The sequence below is a fragment of the Bradyrhizobium oligotrophicum genome (assembly GCF_051168495.1).
Taxonomy (GTDB): Bacteria; Pseudomonadota; Alphaproteobacteria; order Rhizobiales; family Xanthobacteraceae; genus Bradyrhizobium; species Bradyrhizobium oligotrophicum_A.
Genome location: NZ_JBNPVB010000017.1, coordinates 130,687 through 146,620, shown reverse-complemented (window position 1 = coordinate 146,620; position 15,934 = coordinate 130,687). Strand labels below are relative to the sequence as shown.

Here is a 15,934-nt window from a genome sequence, read left to right as displayed (position 1 = left end):
CCAGCCATTGGAGCCGGATCGGGGCTGGAAGGTTGGTCTCGCATGTCAGCTGACACGCCGCATTTTCCGCGGTCCGCAGCGATCGACGGCTATGGCAAAGGCGGCTTCGCCTTTGCCGACATGTCGCATCGCGGCTCGCTGCTGTGCCTGCCGGATTCGATCTGGGCCTGGGACGTCACCCAGCCTAGCCAGATCGATCGCCATTCCCTGCAGCGCATCTTCGATGCGGCCAACAAGATCGACACGCTGATCGTCGGCACCGGCACCGAAGTCTGGATTCCGCCGACGCCGCTGCGCGCCGCGCTGCGCGGCGTGAACGTCGTGCTCGACGCGATGCAGACCGGGCCTGCGATCCGCACCTACAATGTCATGATCGGCGAGCGGCGGCGGGTGGCGGCCGCGCTGATCGCGGTGCCATGAGCGAGACCGGCTCCCAAAGCGACGCCGCGTTCTGTGCAAGCCTCGTCCGCGAGCATGATTTTGACCGCTACGCCGCGACCCTGTTCGTCGCGCCGGACATCCGGCGCGCGCTGCTCTCGTTGTATGCGTACAACGTCGAGGTCAGCCGTATCCGCGATCTGGTCTCGCAGCCGCTCCCTGGCGAGGTTCGTCTGCAGTGGTGGCACGATGCGCTGACGGGCCATGAACATGGCGGCGTGGAGGGCAATCCCGTGGCCGCCGAGCTGCTGCTGACTGTGCAGCGCTTTGCGCTTCCGGTCGAGCGGCTGACGCGGCTGATCGATGAACATCAGTTCGATCTCTACAACGATCCGATGCCGACCATGGCGGCGCTGGACGGCTATCTCGGCGACACGCGCGGGGCGCTGTTCGCGCTCGCGATGCAAATCGTGGCACCGCCTTTTGCCGAGTCGGATCATCTGGCGCACCACGCGGGCATCGCACTCGGAATCCTGCAGGTGATTGCTTCCCTGCCGCGCGATTCCGCGCACCGCCAGCTCTACGTCCCGCTCGATCTCCTCGTGCGGCATGGTGTCAGCCAGAAGGAGATGTTCGCCGGCAAGGCCATGCCGGCGATCCAGGCGATGCTCACCGATCTGCGCGGCGAGGCGCGGCAGCATCTCGATCACACACTGATGCTGGCGGGCGAGACGCCACCGGCGGTGCGGCCGGTGCTGCTGCCGCTCGCGCTGGTCCGTCGTGATCTGGCGCAGGCCGAGCGCCGCGCTGGCGACCCGTTCCAGCCGCAGCCGCGCTCGCGTCTCGCGACGCTATGGACGCTGTGGCGCGCCGCCAGGTCGGTCAGTTTTCGCGGGCGTTGACGCCGGCGCCAGTCGTCACGCTGTCGGCATCGCATTCCACAGCGGCGGGCTGTGGCGGAGGGTCGGCATGTCCGGCGGCACATGCCGGTGGATCGTGCAGCGTGTGTCCCACACCACGAGATCACCGGCCCGGCACGTGTGGGCCCAACCGAATTCGGGCCGTTCGGCAAGCTGCCAGAGATCATCGAGCAGCGCATCCGATTCGGAATGCTCGAGGCCGACGACGTAGGAATGGCGGCGCTGCCCAAGCGCAAGCATCGAGCGGCCCGTATCGGCATGAAGGCCGACCAACGGATGCACGGGACCTGCGAGGATGGTGCGTCGGCCGTCATCGGCGGTCTCTGTCGCCAGATGACGAACCTTCAGATGAGCAACCCGGCTTCGCAGCACCGGCGACAGCGCATCATAGGCGGCGTAGAGGCTGCAGAACGACAGTCTGTCGCCGATCATGGTGCCGGGAGACGTATAGTGGAGATCGGCGTGGCCGAAGCGGCGGCTGAAGGCCGCAATGTCGCGCTCGCTCAAGCGCTGGCCGCGCACGAGCAGGACCTGATGCTTGAGCAGCGCGCGCATGAAGGAGGCGAACGCCCAATCGTCGAAGGATCTGAGATCGACACTGCAGACTTCGGCACCGAGCGATTTTCCTGTCGGGATGACCTGGACGAGACTGCTTTCAGTGCTTCGCGCAACGTCGCTTCTGAGACTCACTTGCGTCATCTCCCAAGTTTCACCAGCGATGCAAATCAACCACGATAATTTGTCGGGGTTGTTTCGGCTCGGAGGCAATTCGCGGAAGGATCGCGGCACGATCCGCCGATTGTCGGCACACTCTGCCGCTCTGAGTCAGAAATTGGACGCTTCGAGCCGACGCGCGAGGAAATATGCAGCAAGCTGCAACTCGTTCGCAGGCAACATGACGCTTCATCGGGCGCATGCGCTACGCAAGCGACTCAGCGCGGGCGTTGAGATCCCTTGATCTGGGTTCGATGCATGATTCGCCTCGCATGATCGTCGAATGGATCACGCCGGTGCATCGTGGAGCGATTGTCCCAGATGACGAGATCTCCGACCTTCCACGCATGCTCCCAGGCGAATTCGGAACGCGCGACATAGGTCCACAATTCGTCGAGCAGCGCCTCCGAGGAGGCCAGCTCGAGGCCCACGAGATAGGCGTTGCGGCGGCGTCCGAGATACAGCATCTGCCGGCCGGACTCGGGATGTGTGCAGACCAGCGGATGGACAGCGCCGGGTGACGTGCGCGGATCATCCGTCGGCGTCACGCCCTGCCGCACGAACCCGCCGCTGTTGTAAGTGCCGTCGTGCTTGATCTTCAGGTCTGCAATGCGGCGCTTCAAATCAGCAGGAAGCGCGTCATAGACGGCGTACATGCTGCAGAACGAGGTATTGCCGCCGACGGGCGGAATCTCCAGCGCATAGAGCGCGCTCGCGATCGGCGGCGTGTCGAGATACGACATGTCCGTGTGCCACACCGCTTCGCCGGCGCCGAGGCTGCCGATCGCCTCGCCGTTCACCTTGACGTTCGAGACGATGTAGATTTCGGGCAGGCCGTCGACGAAGCGGCGGCCGTTTTCCTGCACGGGTGCCCAGTCGAGATCACCGAAGCGGCGGCTGAAGGCGATGAGGTCCTGGTCGGACAGGGTCTGGCCGCGCACCAGCAGTACGGAATGGTCGCGAAAGGCGCGGAGCAGGACGGCGAAAGCCGCGTCGTCCAGACGTTTGAGATCGACATCGCGGACTTCTGCGCCCAGGGGACCGCCTGTTGGAACGATCTCGATGATCGACGAATGAGTGGCTGTCTGCGCTCCGGTCTCGATGTCCATCGCCGTGTCCTCGCCAAGTGTGCTCTGGATATATAGCGGGTCCGCCCCGAAATCACAGGAGCCCGGGTCATGGACGGCGCGCGCCTCAGGTCGACGGCAGCTTCAGGTCCGCCTCGAAATTGAATCGGTCGCGCAGGTTCTTCCGCGAGTCCAGGATGTCCTTGAGGAACGCACGGTCGCTGTCGCTGGTGATCATCGGTTCGATCAGGTCGATCTGGTTCATCGCAACCAGCTGCAGCAGCTCGGTGCGTGGCCGGCCGCTGGCGTCGCGCGGCAGGGCGTGGACGACCTGGATGTGTTCCGGCGGCTTCGGGCCCTTGGCGGAGGTCAGCTCGCTCTGCAACTGGGTTTCAAGCGCCGGCTGTTCCGCCTCGACGAAGGCATAGAGGCCGACGCCGGTGCGGCGGTCGGCGAACGCGACGATCGCCGCATCACGGACACCGGGGTTTTTACGAATCATCTCCATCAGAACCGGGGCATCGTTGACGAGCCGCCGCCCGCCGCCCTCGCGATCGGTGAAATTGAAGATGCCGCGGGTGATCCCACGGTAGACCTTCTTGCCGGTCATCAGCCAGATCCGTGCAACCAGCGATTTGCGCGCCAGGATCTTGCGTTCCTTCGGTGTCAGCGCCTCGGGCGCGTAGGTCCGCTTGTGCTTGAGCAGATGGCGCAGATCCTCATAGGCCGCGACCCGGAACAGCCGGCTGCGGCCGGAGAAGCACGCCGCCAGCTGGAAGTCGGTGACGTAGCAATGACCGTCATGGCCGACCAGCCAGTTCTGCTCCTTGGCGAGGTCGTTGTGGGTGATGCCGGCGCGATGCAGCCGGCGCATCATCCGCTTGGCCGAGCGGAAATAGGCGACATTGCCGTGCGGCTTAGCCAGATGCAGGGCCACGCCGTTGATGAAGCCGCGCACCAGCGCGCGATCCCCGGCCCACAACAGATTGGGGCCGGCATCGAGCCCCTTGGCACGCGTCAACGCCTTGCGCTCCCTGGCGAACAGATGCCGCGCCAGCACGAACGACCACCACGGCACTTCGTCGAGCCGGCGCAGCACGGCATCCACTGGGCCGGTCTCGCCGACGAAGCGGCCACGCTCGACCGTCGAGAACACGTCGCGCTTGAGCAGCACGCCTTCGCTCCAGCGCGCCGCCAGCCAGGCGGAGTCAGTCTTGGGCAAACTCATCTTATTCTCACGCAGCGGCTGCGACGCGCAGATGTTCGGCGATCCAGCGATCGAGATCGGCCAGCGCGCGGGCGCTCATCGCCTGCTTCTTGGCCACCGTCTTCTCGTTGCCCTTCAGCCGCGAGCCATCAGGCTTTCTGGTCGGGGCCGCAGCCAGCGGCGGGAACAGGCCGAAATTGATGTTCATCGGCTGGAACGAGCGCGTCGCCCCGTCGATCGTCTCGATATGGCCGCCGGTGATGTGGCCCAGCAAGGCACCGAGCGCGGTGGTCGGCGGAGGCGGCAGCAGAGTTGTGCCGCGCATGTCCGCAGCGGCGTAAAGGCCCGCGATGAGGCCGATGCTGGCCGATTCGACGTACCCCTCGCAGCCCGTCATCTGGCCGGCAAAGCGCAGCCGCGGCTGTGCACGCAGGCGCAGTTGCTGGTCGAGCAGTTTGGGCGAGTTGAGGAACGTGTTGCGGTGCAGGCCGCCGAGCCGGGCGAATTCCGCGTTTTCCAGACCGGGGATCGTCCGAAAGATCTGCTGCTGCGGGCCGTATTTCAGCTTCGTCTGGAAGCCGACCATATTGTAGAGCGTGCCGAGCTTGTTATCCTGACGCAGCTGCACGATCGCGTAGGATTTGACGGTGGGGTCGTGTGGGTTGGTCAGACCGACCGGCTTCATCGGACCATGCCGCAGCGTCTCGTGACCGCGCTCGGCCATCACCTCGACCGGCAGGCAGCCGTCGAAATAGGGCGTGTTGGTCTCCCACTCTTTAAAATCGGTCTTTTCGCCCGCCAGCAGCGCCGCCACGAAGGCGTCGTACTGCTCCTTGGTCATGGGGCAATTGATGTAATCCGCACCCGTGCCGCCAGGACCGACCTTGTCGTAACGCGACTGGAACCAGGCCTTGGACATGTCGATCGTGTCCTTGTGCACGATCGGCGCAATGGCGTCGAAGAAGGCGAGCGCGGTTTCATCGGTGAGGTCGCGGATCGCCTCGGCGAGCGGTTGCGAGGTGAGCGGGCCCGTGGCGACGATGACGCTGCCCCAGTCCGCCGGCGGCAGGCCGGTGATCTCGCCGCGGCGCAGCTCGATGCGCGGATGTGCCTGCAGGGCTGCCGCCACGGCCGCGGAGAAGCCGTCACGGTCGACCGCGAGCGCGCCACCGGCCGGGACCTGGTTGGCATCGGCTGCGCGCATGATCAGCGAGCCCAGCCGGCGCATCTCGGCGTGCAGCAGCCCGACGGCGTTGTTGGCGGCGTCATCCGAGCGGAACGAGTTCGAGCACACGAGTTCAGCCGGAGATGCGGTCCGGTGCGCCTCTGTCATGCGGTCCGGCCGCATCTCGTGCAGCACGACGTCGATGCCCGTCTCGGCCAGTTGCCAGGCGGCTTCGGAGCCGGCGAGGCCCGCGCCGACAACGTGGACGGTGTTCGAAAGTGATTTGGTCCCTGTCATGCGCGGGACAGGTAGCGCTTTTCGCGGGCGCTGCAAATGCGCCAGTGGAGTTCATCGCGAGAAACCGGGCGGGTGTGTCGCGTGCCGCAAGGCCCAGATACGGCAACGCCCGCAGCGAGGCGGGCGATGTCCGGTAGATATCGGAAGCAGGCTGATCAGCCGTTGTAGTGACCGGCGGCAACGCGCGGGATGTCCGAACGGTCGAGACCGATGTCGGCAAGTTCGCGATCGCTGAGCTGAGACAGCTCGGCAACGTTGCGCTGATACTCACGGAACGCCTGCACCATGCGGATGAGTGAGAGCAACATGTCAATTCTCCTTAGTTCACGATTCAGTTCTTCGGGTGAACTTCATCGTTGGAATGAACATAGAAGAGATTGTTGCAATGCGGAAGCGACGATGTTGCGATGCAGCTAAACCTTCGGCGCATAGCTTGCGTAACCCTTGAGTAAGAATCGAGCAGGCAAGCGTCCAACGCTGAGGCTGGCCGGAAAAGCCCCGTATTCATGCGGTTTTTCAATCATTCGTTTGAATTTCAGCATCGGAAGTCGTGATCGGCTGACCGCACGACAAGGCTGGCAGATCAGGTCCGCAGCCCAGCCGTGCCATTGTGAACGCATGGGTGGTTTCATGTGAATTAAAGTTCATTATTTGACTTCGCGCCTTGGAGAACCATTTTCTGATCACGCGCTGCTCTCGAGGATTTCATTCGTGATGCCGCGTGAATGTGCGGCAAAGTGTCGCGGTGCCCGGCAATGATGCCGACGCCATTGCACCAGCGAGGAAGAACAATGAACAGCAAACTGTTGGGGGCCGCGCTCGTCATCGCGGCGATGACCACGTTCGGGCCGGCTCAGGCGGCGAAGATGCACGGCGCCGGCTGCAGCGGTCCCAATCTGGAAAAGACCGAGACGGCGATCGAGGCCATGGCCGACGGCGATGCCCGATTCACGGCACAGCGCGAGATCGCGGCGGCCCAGGACGCGCTGCTGAGCGGCAAGATGGGAGCCTGCAGCATGCATCTGACCAAGGCGATGCAGGCCGGGATGATCAAGTAACGGCCACATCTCTCACTCATCGAACCACCGGCCGGTCGCGTCCGCGATCGGCCGTTTCTCCGTCCGGGCCTACGGCGCCCGTGCGAGCTGGGTCGCGAAGGTCGCGATCGTCCGCGCATAGACCTCGCTCTTGTTCCACTGCTGGATGACCGCGAAGTTCGGGCCTCCCGGCTCCCAATCCTTGCCCTTCTGCCAGCCATAGCCCTTCAGGTAGTTTGCGGTGGACGCCAGCACGTCGGGCACGTTGCGGATCAAATCGCGCTTGCCATTGCCGTCGAAATCGACCGCGTATTTGATCCAGGACGACGGCATGAACTGGGTCTGGCCGATCTCGCCGGCCCAGGCGCCGCGCATCTCGGCCGGCTGAAGATCGCCACGGTCGACGATGCGCAGCGCATCGAGCAGCTCGCCGCGGAACTGCTCGGCGCGCCGGCAGTCATAGGCCAGCGTCGCCAGGGCGCGGACGGTCGGAAATTTGCCGACATTGACGCCGAAATCGGTCTCCAATCCCCAGATCGCGACCAGCACTTCGCCGGGCACGCCGTAGCTCTGCTCGATCCGCGACAGCACCGAACCGTATTGCTTGAGCATGTTGGAGCCGCGGGTCAGCCGCGGCGGCACCATGCGGCCGGAGAATTCCTCGAAGGTCTGGCTGAACACCTTCTGACTGCGGTCGCGATTGAGCACGCTCTGATCGGGCGTAAGGCCGGTGAACGCGGCGTTGATCGCAGTCTGCGAGATGCCCTTGGCCGCAGCCTCGGTCTTGAAATCGGCGAGCCAGCTATCGAAGTTGCCGGTGCCGCAGGGAACGGCGGCGCGGGCGGGGGCGGAAAAAATCATCAGGACAGTGAGACAGGCCAAAACGGGGGCGGCAAGAACGCGGACAATCATCGAAACACCTGGACGGCAATGGACTCAAACAGGGTCGGGGACCCGCTCCGTGTCGGGCGTAACCGCGGCAGCAACAAGGCCTGCCGATCACGTTGCCGTCGGTTTTCGTGACCGGCGCCGCCGTCCTCTATGACCCGTCGCCGGCTTCTCGAGACGACCACCGGCCCGTGGGCCGGCGGCAGCAGCGAACTCATGCGCGCGTCCTCACGTCCGGTCGCGCGAGCGCCACGGGAACAGATTGGCCGGAAAATCGGCAGCCGGCTTCGACGCGCGCGGCGCCGGCGTGACGACCCGCGCGGCGTCGGGATGGATCGCGATCGCCTCGCGGTAAAGATGCCAGGTGGCGTGGCCCAGCACGGGGATCACGACGGCCAGCCCCAGGAAGAACGGGATCGTGCCGGCGACGAGCAGCGCCGCGACGATGAGGCCCCAGGCGGCAACCGGAACCGGATTCTTGGCCACCACGCGCAGCGAGGTCACCACCGCTTCGAGCGCGCCGGCGTGGCGGTCGAGCATCAGCGGGAAGGAGACGATGCTGAGGCACAGCGCCAGCAGCGCGAACAGGAAGCCGGCGCCACAGCCGACCGCCATCAGCCACCAACCTTGCGGCGTGGTGAAGATGCGCTGAAGGAAATCGCTCACACCATCGGCGCCGCCATAGCCGAACACCGCCACGTAGATCGCCTGCGCCGTCGCCACCCAGGTGACGAACAGAGCCAGCAGCAAGGTGCCGAGCCCGAGCATCGCGCCGAACGAGGGCGAGCGCAGCACCTCGAACGCATCCCAGGCGCCGGCCTCCTCGCCGCGGTCGCGGCGGCTGGAGAGTTCGTAGAGGCCGAGTGCGGCGAACGGGCCGAGCAGGGCAAAACCGGCAGCGAGCGGGAACAGCAGCGGCAGCACGGCATAGCCAAACGCGGCGCGCGCCAGCACGAGGCCGAGCACGGGATAGATCGCGCACAGCATCACCGCGTGGCTCGGAACCGCCTTGAAGTCGTCCCAGCCGAGCCGCAGCGCGCGCGTCAGGCTGGAAAGGTCGATCGTGCGGATCGTGATCTCGGCCGCGACCTCGTCGGCAGGCCGGACGTGTGCATCGACATTGCTGTGGTAAGTGGCCATCGTCGTTCGCTCCCTCATGCCTCATGACGCGCTTCCCAACCGTGCCGGCCGGGCCGCGCTTGTCGTTGGACGGATCGCGAATGGCCAGACGCGACGAACCTCGGGGCGGCCATTCGCGAACGGAAGACGAGAGGATAGTGACAAACGCGGCAGCGCCTACTCACGCCTCGGTGAGAGCTGTGAATGTCGCAGTGCATTAGGGCGGCGGTGGAACTCGATGACGCGGCGCATTTCCCGGACAACGTCATTCCGCCGTCATTCCGCCTTCGGTAAGCTTCACAACCGTCGCCGTGTTCGCCTCGGCAGGTGAGCGGCGGGCGAAGGTGCTGTGACGGCAGCTCAGCAACCGAACACCGCCAGCCGAGTTCTTCATTCGGACGAACTCTATCCATTGGGAGCCATCGATGAGCGTTTTCGGAAAGATCATGGGCGCGATTTTCGGTCACCATGCCGAGGCTGCGCCGGCTGGCGGCGGCTCGCCGGCGGCGGGCGGAACAGCGCCGGCCGGCGATACGGCTGAGGCTACCGCGGCGCAAAACGTCGACGTGGCTGCGATCGTCGACAAGGCCGCGGCCGCCAAGAAAGAAAAGCTGGAGTGGCGGACCTCGATCGTCGACCTGATGAAGGCGCTCGACATCGAGTCGAGCCTGGCGGCGCGCAAGGAGCTTGCCAAGGAACTCGGCTACAGCGGCGACACCAATGACTCCGCCAGCATGAACGTCTGGCTGCACAAGCAGGTCATGAGCAAGCTCGCGGCCAATGGCGGCAAGCTGCCGCCGGAGATCAAGCATTGAGCTGACGCAGACTTCAGCCGAAAAGAGAAAGGCCCGCCATCGCGCGGGCCTTTGTCGTCTTCGATGTCGGATCGCATCGACGCTCTGCAGCGTCGCGCGCGAAAGCCTCAGACGCGGACCAAGGCGGCGCGCTCCCAGGCCTGCGCATACATCTGGTCGCGGCTGAAGCCGATGTCGCGCAGGGTGCGCTCGTCGAGCTGGTCGAGATAAGACAGCTGGGTGCGGTAGTGAACGTAGCGCTTGAGCGCGGCGAAAATGGCGGTGACGAACATGAGCCTCTCCCCATCGGTCCGGTTGATTGTTCGGCGGGGATTGCTGATCCATCCAGGTAGCCATGGCGTTAACGCGCGCGTCCCGGTCGCAGTGCTCGGTAGTTCTACGGGGCATCAGGCCCTGATGTCCTGGTATTCCGGGTGGTCGCGGAGGTAATCGGCGACGAAGCTGCAGCCTGCGACGACCTTGCGCCCATCCGCGCGGATCAGTGCGAGCGCGCCCTCGACCAGCTGGGAACCAATGCCCCGGCCGCGCAGGGCCGCCGGGGTTTCGGTGTGGGTGATGACGACCGCCTGTGGGGTGGCCCGGTAGGTGGCGAAGGCCATGCCGCCTTCGACGTCGAGCTCGAATCGGCCTTTGGTCTTGTTGTCGCGGACGGTCGTCATGCGGCGCTACTTTCTCGATGGTTCGTCGGTCAGCTTGATGAAGTCGGCCAGCATCGCGCGGATCGACCACGCCTGGCCATCGACCGCGCCTCTGATATCGTCGATCTTCCACTGGCCGGCTTCGCGCACGAGGTCGTAACGGATGATGCTGTCGGCCTGTTCCTTGCGCGCGCCGCGATGGCCGGTGATGGTGACCGCGAGAGTCGCCTTGTCGGCCTCCTGCTTTTCCGGAGTGACCTTGAACGAGGCGACATCCGGATCCTGCGAGTTGGTGATCGGATCGAAATCGACTGCGCCGACCTCGCCCTTGGGCGTGCGGGCGTCCATCCTGGCCCATTGGGCGGCCAGCGATGCCGACAGATATTTTGCGCGCGCCGCCTTGCTCTCGATGACGAAGTTGCCGCCGTCCTCGCCCGTGCCCTTGGCCACGCGGGTGTAGATCGCGCTCAACAGTGCCGCGGGATCGCTGGCAGCGCCTTGCGCGCGCAGCGGGGACGCGGCGAGCACGCCGGCGAGGCTCAGGAGTAAAAGGCGACGGTCGATCATGGGTGTCCTCAAATCAGATTCGGCGCGCCAGGAATGAAGGAATCGAAATGAACGCATGCGCTGCCGGCGACGGGTTTGTCGCACGGCGGATGCATTCGTTCGAATGACACGGCTGCATGGGTGCGATGGCCGGGGCGATCTTGCGACGGCTTGCGATCCCACGATAAACAGGACGTTGGACCAGGGCGGCCGAGATCGTCCGGGGATCGATCGAGGGGACGTGGCCATGGTTCTGTTCTTCCGCTGCCGAGACGCGAGCGCCCGTCGATGACATCCGCCCCCTTGCGCATGTCGCGGCGGGTGATGAACCTCGCGCATATCGTGACGCAGAACGGCCGTCGGCTCGGCGACCGCATCGGCTTCGTGTGGGGCGAGCGGTCCTGGACCTGGCGCGAGATCGACATGATGGTCTCGGCGCTCGCGGCGGCGCTGGCAGAGCAGGGCATCACCAAGGGCGATCGCATCCTGGTGCATTCGAAGAACTGCGAGGAGATGTTCGTCTCGATGTTCGCCGCGTTCCGGCTCGGCGCGGTCTGGGTGCCCACCAATTTCCGCCTGATGCCGGACGAGGTCGCCTATCTCGCGACCGCCTCGGGCGCGAAGGCGTTTCTCTGTCATGGCGATTTTCCGGAGCATGCCGCGGCGGTGACGACCGCGTCCTTCACTTGGCGCATCGGCGAGACCGGCAACTTCGGCACGCGATCCGTGGCCGAGGCGATGAAGGCGCATGCGGGCGCCGACCTTGCCAACGCTGATGTGGAGCATGACGATCCCTGCTGGTTCTTCTTCACCTCGGGCACCACGGGCCGCTCCAAGGCGGCAGTGCTGACGCATGGCCAGATGGCGTTCGTCATCACCAACCATCTCGCGGACCTGACGCCGGGCACCACCGAGCACGACGCCTCGCTGGTGGTGGCGCCGCTGTCGCATGGCGCCGGCGTGCACCAGATGATGCAGAGCGCGCGCGGCGCCAAGACGGTGCTGCTGCCGAGCGAGAAGTTCGACATCACCGAAGCCTTCCGCCTGATCGAGACGCATCGCGTCAGCAATCTCTTCACGGTGCCGACCATCCTGAAGATGATGGTCGAGCATCCCGCCGTCGATCAGTTCGACCATTCCTCGCTGCGCCACGTCATCTATGCCGGCGCGCCGATGTATCGCGAGGACCAGAAGCGCGCGCTGGCGCGGCTCGGCAAGGTCATCGTGCAGTATTTCGGCCTCGGCGAGGTCACCGGCAACATCACGGTGCTGCCGGCGGCGGCACATGAGGAGGAGGATGGGCCGGAGGCGCGGATCGGCAGCTGCGGCTATGAGCGCACCGGCATGCAGGTCTCGATCCAGGACGATGCGGGACGCGAGCTGAAGCCGGGCGAGACCGGCGAGATCTGCGTCATCGGCCCGGCGGTGTTCGCTGGCTACTACGACAATCCCGAGGCCAATGCGAAGGCGTTCCGCGACGGCTGGTTCCGCACCGGCGATCTCGGCCACATGGACGCGCAGGGCTTCGTCTACATCACGGGGCGCGCCTCGGACATGTACATCTCCGGCGGCTCCAACATCTATCCGCGTGAGGTCGAGGAAAAGATCCTGACCCATCCCGACATTGGCGAGGTCGCCGTGCTCGGCGTGCCCGATCCCGTTTGGGGGGAGGTCGGTGTCGCCGTCTGTGTCGCGCGCGAAGGAGCTGTCGCGCCGAGCGAGAGCGACATCGCCGGCTATCTCGCGACCAAGCTGCCGCGCTACAAGATGCCGAAGCGGTTCTTCTTCTGGGACGCCTTGCCGAAGTCCGGCTATGGCAAGATCCCCAAGCGGCTGGTGCGCGACGAGCTCGAGGCGCGCGGGTTGCTCGATCTCACCAAGCAGGGCTGACGAGGAATGCGATCCATCACTCAGCCCGGCGCGCCGGTTGCAGAACGTATCCAGTGGGTCGAGGCACGCGGCCGCGCCTTCAGCTTCACGCTTGAAAAAGGCTTGCCGCTGCTGGAAGCGGCCCACCGCGGCTTCGCGGCGCAGGGCTTTGCCGGCGGTGTGCTCGAGATCAAACGCGGCGCGCTCGGGCCATTCGCCTATGTCATGCCCGCGCTGTCGAAGACGCCGGACCATGCGGCGTTCTACAGCGAGACCTATCGGCCTGCCGGCGTGACGCATCTCTCCACCGCCACCATGACGCTCGGCGTGCGCGACGGCGCGCCGTTCTTTCACTGCCATGCGCTGTGGACGGAAGAGGGCGGCCGCAACGGCGGCGGCCACATCCTGCCAGAGGAGACCATCGTTGCCGAGGCGTTCGAGGTCGCGGCCTTCGGACTGGACGGCGCGATCTTCAAGGCGGAGCCGGACCCCGAGACCGGGTTCAAGCTGTTCGGCCCGGTCGCGGCCGTGCGGAGCGGGGCAACGACGGAGCGCCGCGCCTTCGCGCTGCGGCTGCGGCCGAACCAGGACGTCGCCGGCTGTCTCGAAGACTTCTGCAGGGCGCAGGGGATCCGTGAGGCCCGCATCCGCGGCGGCGTCGGCTCGACCATCGGCGCGCGCTTCGAGGATGGTGCGATCGTCGATCCGTTTGCGACGGAGCTGACGATCACCTCCGGCGTCGTCGCGCACCGAGCCGGCGGCCTCGAAGCCACGCTCGATGTCGCGCTGGTCGACTACACCGGCGCGTTGGCGCAGGGACGCCTGGTTCGCGGCGACAATCCGGTGCTGATGACGATGGAGCTGGTGCTGGAAGTCGTGGCGTAGTTGCGAGAGCCGGTGGACGACTGATGCTACGCTTCGCGCGCAGGATTCCGGGCTCGTCGCTTCGTGCCGCCGCGAACATGACGGAGGAGAGAGTTGAGGTGGGGTTGCGGTGCTCATCCGTTCAATTGAGCCCATCTGTTGCCGCCTTCTGAGCTGTCATCGCCCGGCTCGATCGAGAGGCCGCGGCGGACTGGATTGCCCGCCTGCGCGGGCAACGACAGCGGAGGATGGGGCGGCGATTGCGCGGAAACCGGACGAAACATGTGGGACATGGTGCTATCGTCTCGCGATGCCTTCGCACCCGAGCTTTGACGTTCGTTTCGCCCTCATCGAATGAGAGGGCGCGGGGAATGCCGGGAGCTGGCCGCCCCCATGGCCCGCCTGCTCAAAAAAATGCAGGCGGCAGGTACCACAGGTTCAGCCGAGACATCCCGGCATTCCCCGCGCGATGGTTGGAACGGCTGCTTCGCGTTCTCCCCGGTGCTCCGGGCTTGTTGGCCACCGTCGGTCGCAGGACTCGTCCAGCCCTTCGACCTTGATACCAGCGTCGGGGTATCAGGACCACGCGACTTGACCGTGCGCATCGTGCCGTTCGTCGGCGCGATCATGAGACCACGCTGCAGCACCGACACGCCCACCGCATCCCGCCTCAACGTCCGTGACGACCGCGAAGCGCCCCTCTCGTGAGGACGGGACGCGGACAGGAAAACCGAAATTGCGAAAAAGCGAAAGAGGGAAATTTTTCGCCGCGGGACTGGACAGAGGTGATGCCGCTGATCCCCCTTGCAAATTTAGGTTTTGCGCGCACGCCCGTTTTGGTGTCAAACCCGCCGCGTTGCGGCCCGGTCGCGTGCCCGTCGGGCGACTCGCGGCGCGCGAGCAAGGGCGGACGAGAGAAGGTTGCAGCATGCCGGAAGAGACCAGCCACGACGAACTCGACCAGGCGCTGCTCGCCCTCGACGATCGCGCGATGGTGCTGGAGGAACTCGACGGCTTCATCGCCGGTCTCCTGGTTCTGCCCGAGCAGGTCCCGCCCGGCGAATGGTTCGCGGCGGCGTTCGGATTCGGCAAGGGACGGCACTCGGTGTTTGCGAGCATCGAACATGCCAATGCGGTGCTTGGCCTGGTCATGGCGTATCACGACGAGATCGCACGGACGCTGGCGCGCGATCCGGAGCGGTATCAGCCGCGCTTTTCAGTCGATCCCACGACTGGCGATGTGATCTGGCAACTGTGGACCGAAGGCTTTGCTGCGGCGGTGGGCCTGCGTCCCGAGCGCTTCGAGGCCTATCGGCAGGCCGGCGGCGAGGTGGCGGCTGCGGCCGTGATCCTGATGATCGCCATCGATCGGGCGCTCGAGGATGACCGCGATCCGCGTCTCCACCTCGGCGATATGTCCGCCGATATCCGCGATGCGGTGCTGACCCTCTACCGGTATCGGGAGAGCGGCGCGGCGATGCCCGGGGCGCCCGATTTCGCCGACCGGCCCAATCCGTTCGCATCGCTCGGCAAGATCGGCCGCAACGACCCCTGTCCGTGCGGTTCCGGCCAGAAATACAAGCGCTGCTGCGGCGCGAATTGAGCGGCCGCCGATCGCCACGACACGGTCTTTTTTGTTGCAACAATCGGGAGCGGTGCAAAGATGCGCCGCCGCGCGCCGGATGCGCCGGCCAATGAGAGTGACTGAGGAAACGAGATGAGGATGGTGTTCGGCAAGGCGCTGGCGATCGCAACGACGGCCCTGACAATCATGACCCTGACCACGGCCGATGCGCATGGTCCGACCCGGCGCAAGGTGCAGGAGCATGTCGAGATCAACGCCGCGCCCGCCAAGGTGTGGGCCGTGATCGGCAACTTCCAGGACATGAGCTGGCTCGGCCCGGTCGAGAAGACCGAAGGCGACAAGGGCAACGAGGTCGGCGCGACCCGCAAGCTGACCTTGAAGGGCGGCGGCACCGTCGAGGAGGAACTCTACAAATACGACGCCGAGAAGATGAGCTATTCGTACCGCATCACGGCCGTGGATGTGAAGGTGCTGCCGGTGACGAACTACTCGTCGACCATCGCGGTCACGCCGAGCGCCGACGGCAAGGGCAGCATGGTCGAATGGGTCGGCGCGTTCTACCGCGGCTTCCCCAACAACGATCCGCCGCCGGAGCTGAGCGACGAGGCCGCGGTGAACGCCGTGAGCGGGCTCTACAAGGGCGGGCTGGACGGGTTGAAGAAGAAGGTGGAGAGCGGGAGCTGAGCGGACGAATTGCTCATTGAGGGCCGATGATGTTCCCCAGAAGGTGCTGCGCTATCTCTCCCCGTTCTTCACGGGGCCGCGACGGGTTTCGCTCGCGCTGTGAGGGCTGGGGTCGGCAGATGCGCGGACCCGGATTGCATC

General features: G+C 65.5%; 18 protein-coding genes. 8 read left to right on the top strand and 10 right to left on the bottom strand.

Features of this window, described 5'->3' with window-relative positions:
• The first annotated feature begins 42 nt into the window (after positions 1-42).
• Together ACQR1B_RS27605 and ACQR1B_RS27600 are read left to right on the top strand one after the other, a co-directional pair.
• Complete coding sequence (locus ACQR1B_RS27605) at positions 43-420, top strand: Mth938-like domain-containing protein (protein ID WP_434835535.1); 378 nt, start codon at positions 43-45, stop codon at positions 418-420.
• On the top strand, positions 417-1,280 hold the full coding sequence (locus ACQR1B_RS27600; protein ID WP_434835534.1) for a phytoene/squalene synthase family protein: 864 nt from the start codon (positions 417-419) through the stop codon (positions 1,278-1,280). Before ACQR1B_RS27605 ends, ACQR1B_RS27600 begins: the two co-directional genes overlap by 4 nt.
• 15 nt (positions 1,281-1,295) lie before the next feature.
• On the opposite strand, the gene ACQR1B_RS27595 is transcribed toward ACQR1B_RS27600, so the two are convergent.
• From ACQR1B_RS27595 to ACQR1B_RS27575, 5 genes are all read right to left on the bottom strand, one after another.
• Positions 1,296-1,988, bottom strand: coding sequence for a TauD/TfdA dioxygenase family protein (locus ACQR1B_RS27595; RefSeq protein ID WP_434835533.1), 693 nt, complete (start codon positions 1,986-1,988; stop codon positions 1,296-1,298).
• Positions 1,989-2,230: 242 nt separating this feature from the next.
• Complete coding sequence (locus ACQR1B_RS27590) at positions 2,231-3,121, bottom strand: TauD/TfdA dioxygenase family protein (RefSeq protein WP_434835532.1); 891 nt, start codon at positions 3,119-3,121, stop codon at positions 2,231-2,233.
• A gap of 85 nt (positions 3,122-3,206) precedes the next feature.
• Positions 3,207-4,307, bottom strand: coding sequence for a serine/threonine protein kinase (locus ACQR1B_RS27585; RefSeq protein WP_434835531.1), 1,101 nt, complete (start codon positions 4,305-4,307; stop codon positions 3,207-3,209).
• A gap of 7 nt (positions 4,308-4,314) precedes the next feature.
• Positions 4,315-5,748 (bottom strand): methylenetetrahydrofolate--tRNA-(uracil(54)-C(5))-methyltransferase (FADH(2)-oxidizing) TrmFO, encoded by a 1,434-nt coding sequence (trmFO, locus tag ACQR1B_RS27580; RefSeq protein WP_434835530.1) that lies wholly within the window; start codon positions 5,746-5,748, stop codon positions 4,315-4,317.
• A gap of 155 nt (positions 5,749-5,903) precedes the next feature.
• Positions 5,904-6,056, bottom strand: a complete 153-nt coding sequence (locus tag ACQR1B_RS27575; RefSeq protein WP_006614327.1) for a DUF1127 domain-containing protein — start codon at positions 6,054-6,056, stop codon at positions 5,904-5,906.
• Positions 6,057-6,539: 483 nt separating this feature from the next.
• Between ACQR1B_RS27575 and ACQR1B_RS27570 the strand changes: the two genes are divergently transcribed.
• The gene (locus ACQR1B_RS27570; protein WP_434835529.1) at positions 6,540-6,806 is read left to right on the top strand and encodes a hypothetical protein; all 267 of its coding nucleotides are present in this window, start codon (positions 6,540-6,542) and stop codon (positions 6,804-6,806) included.
• Between the two features lie 69 nt (positions 6,807-6,875).
• Here the strand turns inward: ACQR1B_RS27570 and ACQR1B_RS27565 are convergent, their stop codons facing one another.
• Both ACQR1B_RS27565 and ACQR1B_RS27560 read right to left on the bottom strand, forming a co-directional pair.
• The gene (locus ACQR1B_RS27565; RefSeq protein ID WP_434835528.1) at positions 6,876-7,646 is read right to left on the bottom strand and encodes a lytic murein transglycosylase; all 771 of its coding nucleotides are present in this window, start codon (positions 7,644-7,646) and stop codon (positions 6,876-6,878) included.
• Positions 7,647-7,901: 255 nt separating this feature from the next.
• Entirely contained in the window at positions 7,902-8,813 is a 912-nt protein-coding gene (locus tag ACQR1B_RS27560; RefSeq protein ID WP_434835527.1) for a DUF2189 domain-containing protein, read from the bottom strand.
• A 404-nt stretch (positions 8,814-9,217) separates the two neighbouring features.
• Between ACQR1B_RS27560 and ACQR1B_RS27555 the strand changes: the two genes are divergently transcribed.
• Positions 9,218-9,607, top strand: coding sequence for a DUF3597 domain-containing protein (locus tag ACQR1B_RS27555; protein WP_434835526.1), 390 nt, complete (start codon positions 9,218-9,220; stop codon positions 9,605-9,607).
• Between the two features lie 107 nt (positions 9,608-9,714).
• Here the strand turns inward: ACQR1B_RS27555 and ACQR1B_RS27550 are convergent, their stop codons facing one another.
• The 3 genes from ACQR1B_RS27550 to ACQR1B_RS27540 all read right to left on the bottom strand — a co-directional run bounded on the left by ACQR1B_RS27550 (position 9,715) and on the right by ACQR1B_RS27540 (position 10,812).
• Complete coding sequence (locus tag ACQR1B_RS27550; protein WP_434835525.1) at positions 9,715-9,879, bottom strand: DUF1127 domain-containing protein; 165 nt, start codon at positions 9,877-9,879, stop codon at positions 9,715-9,717.
• A 114-nt stretch (positions 9,880-9,993) separates the two neighbouring features.
• A complete protein-coding gene (locus ACQR1B_RS27545) occupies positions 9,994-10,266 on the bottom strand; it encodes a GNAT family N-acetyltransferase (RefSeq protein WP_434835524.1) in 273 nt (90 codons plus the stop codon).
• A 6-nt stretch (positions 10,267-10,272) separates the two neighbouring features.
• Positions 10,273-10,812, bottom strand: coding sequence for a DUF3828 domain-containing protein (locus tag ACQR1B_RS27540; RefSeq protein WP_434835523.1), 540 nt, complete (start codon positions 10,810-10,812; stop codon positions 10,273-10,275).
• 267 nt (positions 10,813-11,079) lie between these two features.
• Here ACQR1B_RS27540 and ACQR1B_RS27535 point away from each other — a divergent pair, with 267 nt between their 5' ends.
• From ACQR1B_RS27535 to ACQR1B_RS27520, 4 genes are all read left to right on the top strand, one after another.
• Complete coding sequence (locus ACQR1B_RS27535; RefSeq protein ID WP_434835522.1) at positions 11,080-12,681, top strand: acyl-CoA synthetase; 1,602 nt, start codon at positions 11,080-11,082, stop codon at positions 12,679-12,681.
• Positions 12,682-12,687: 6 nt separating this feature from the next.
• The gene (locus ACQR1B_RS27530; protein ID WP_434835521.1) at positions 12,688-13,545 is read left to right on the top strand and encodes a PCC domain-containing protein; all 858 of its coding nucleotides are present in this window, start codon (positions 12,688-12,690) and stop codon (positions 13,543-13,545) included.
• A 907-nt stretch (positions 13,546-14,452) separates the two neighbouring features.
• A complete protein-coding gene (locus ACQR1B_RS27525) occupies positions 14,453-15,127 on the top strand; it encodes a UPF0149 family protein (protein WP_434835520.1) in 675 nt (224 codons plus the stop codon).
• A gap of 114 nt (positions 15,128-15,241) precedes the next feature.
• Complete coding sequence (locus tag ACQR1B_RS27520; protein ID WP_434835519.1) at positions 15,242-15,793, top strand: SRPBCC family protein; 552 nt, start codon at positions 15,242-15,244, stop codon at positions 15,791-15,793.
• Positions 15,794-15,934 lie beyond the last annotated feature (141 nt).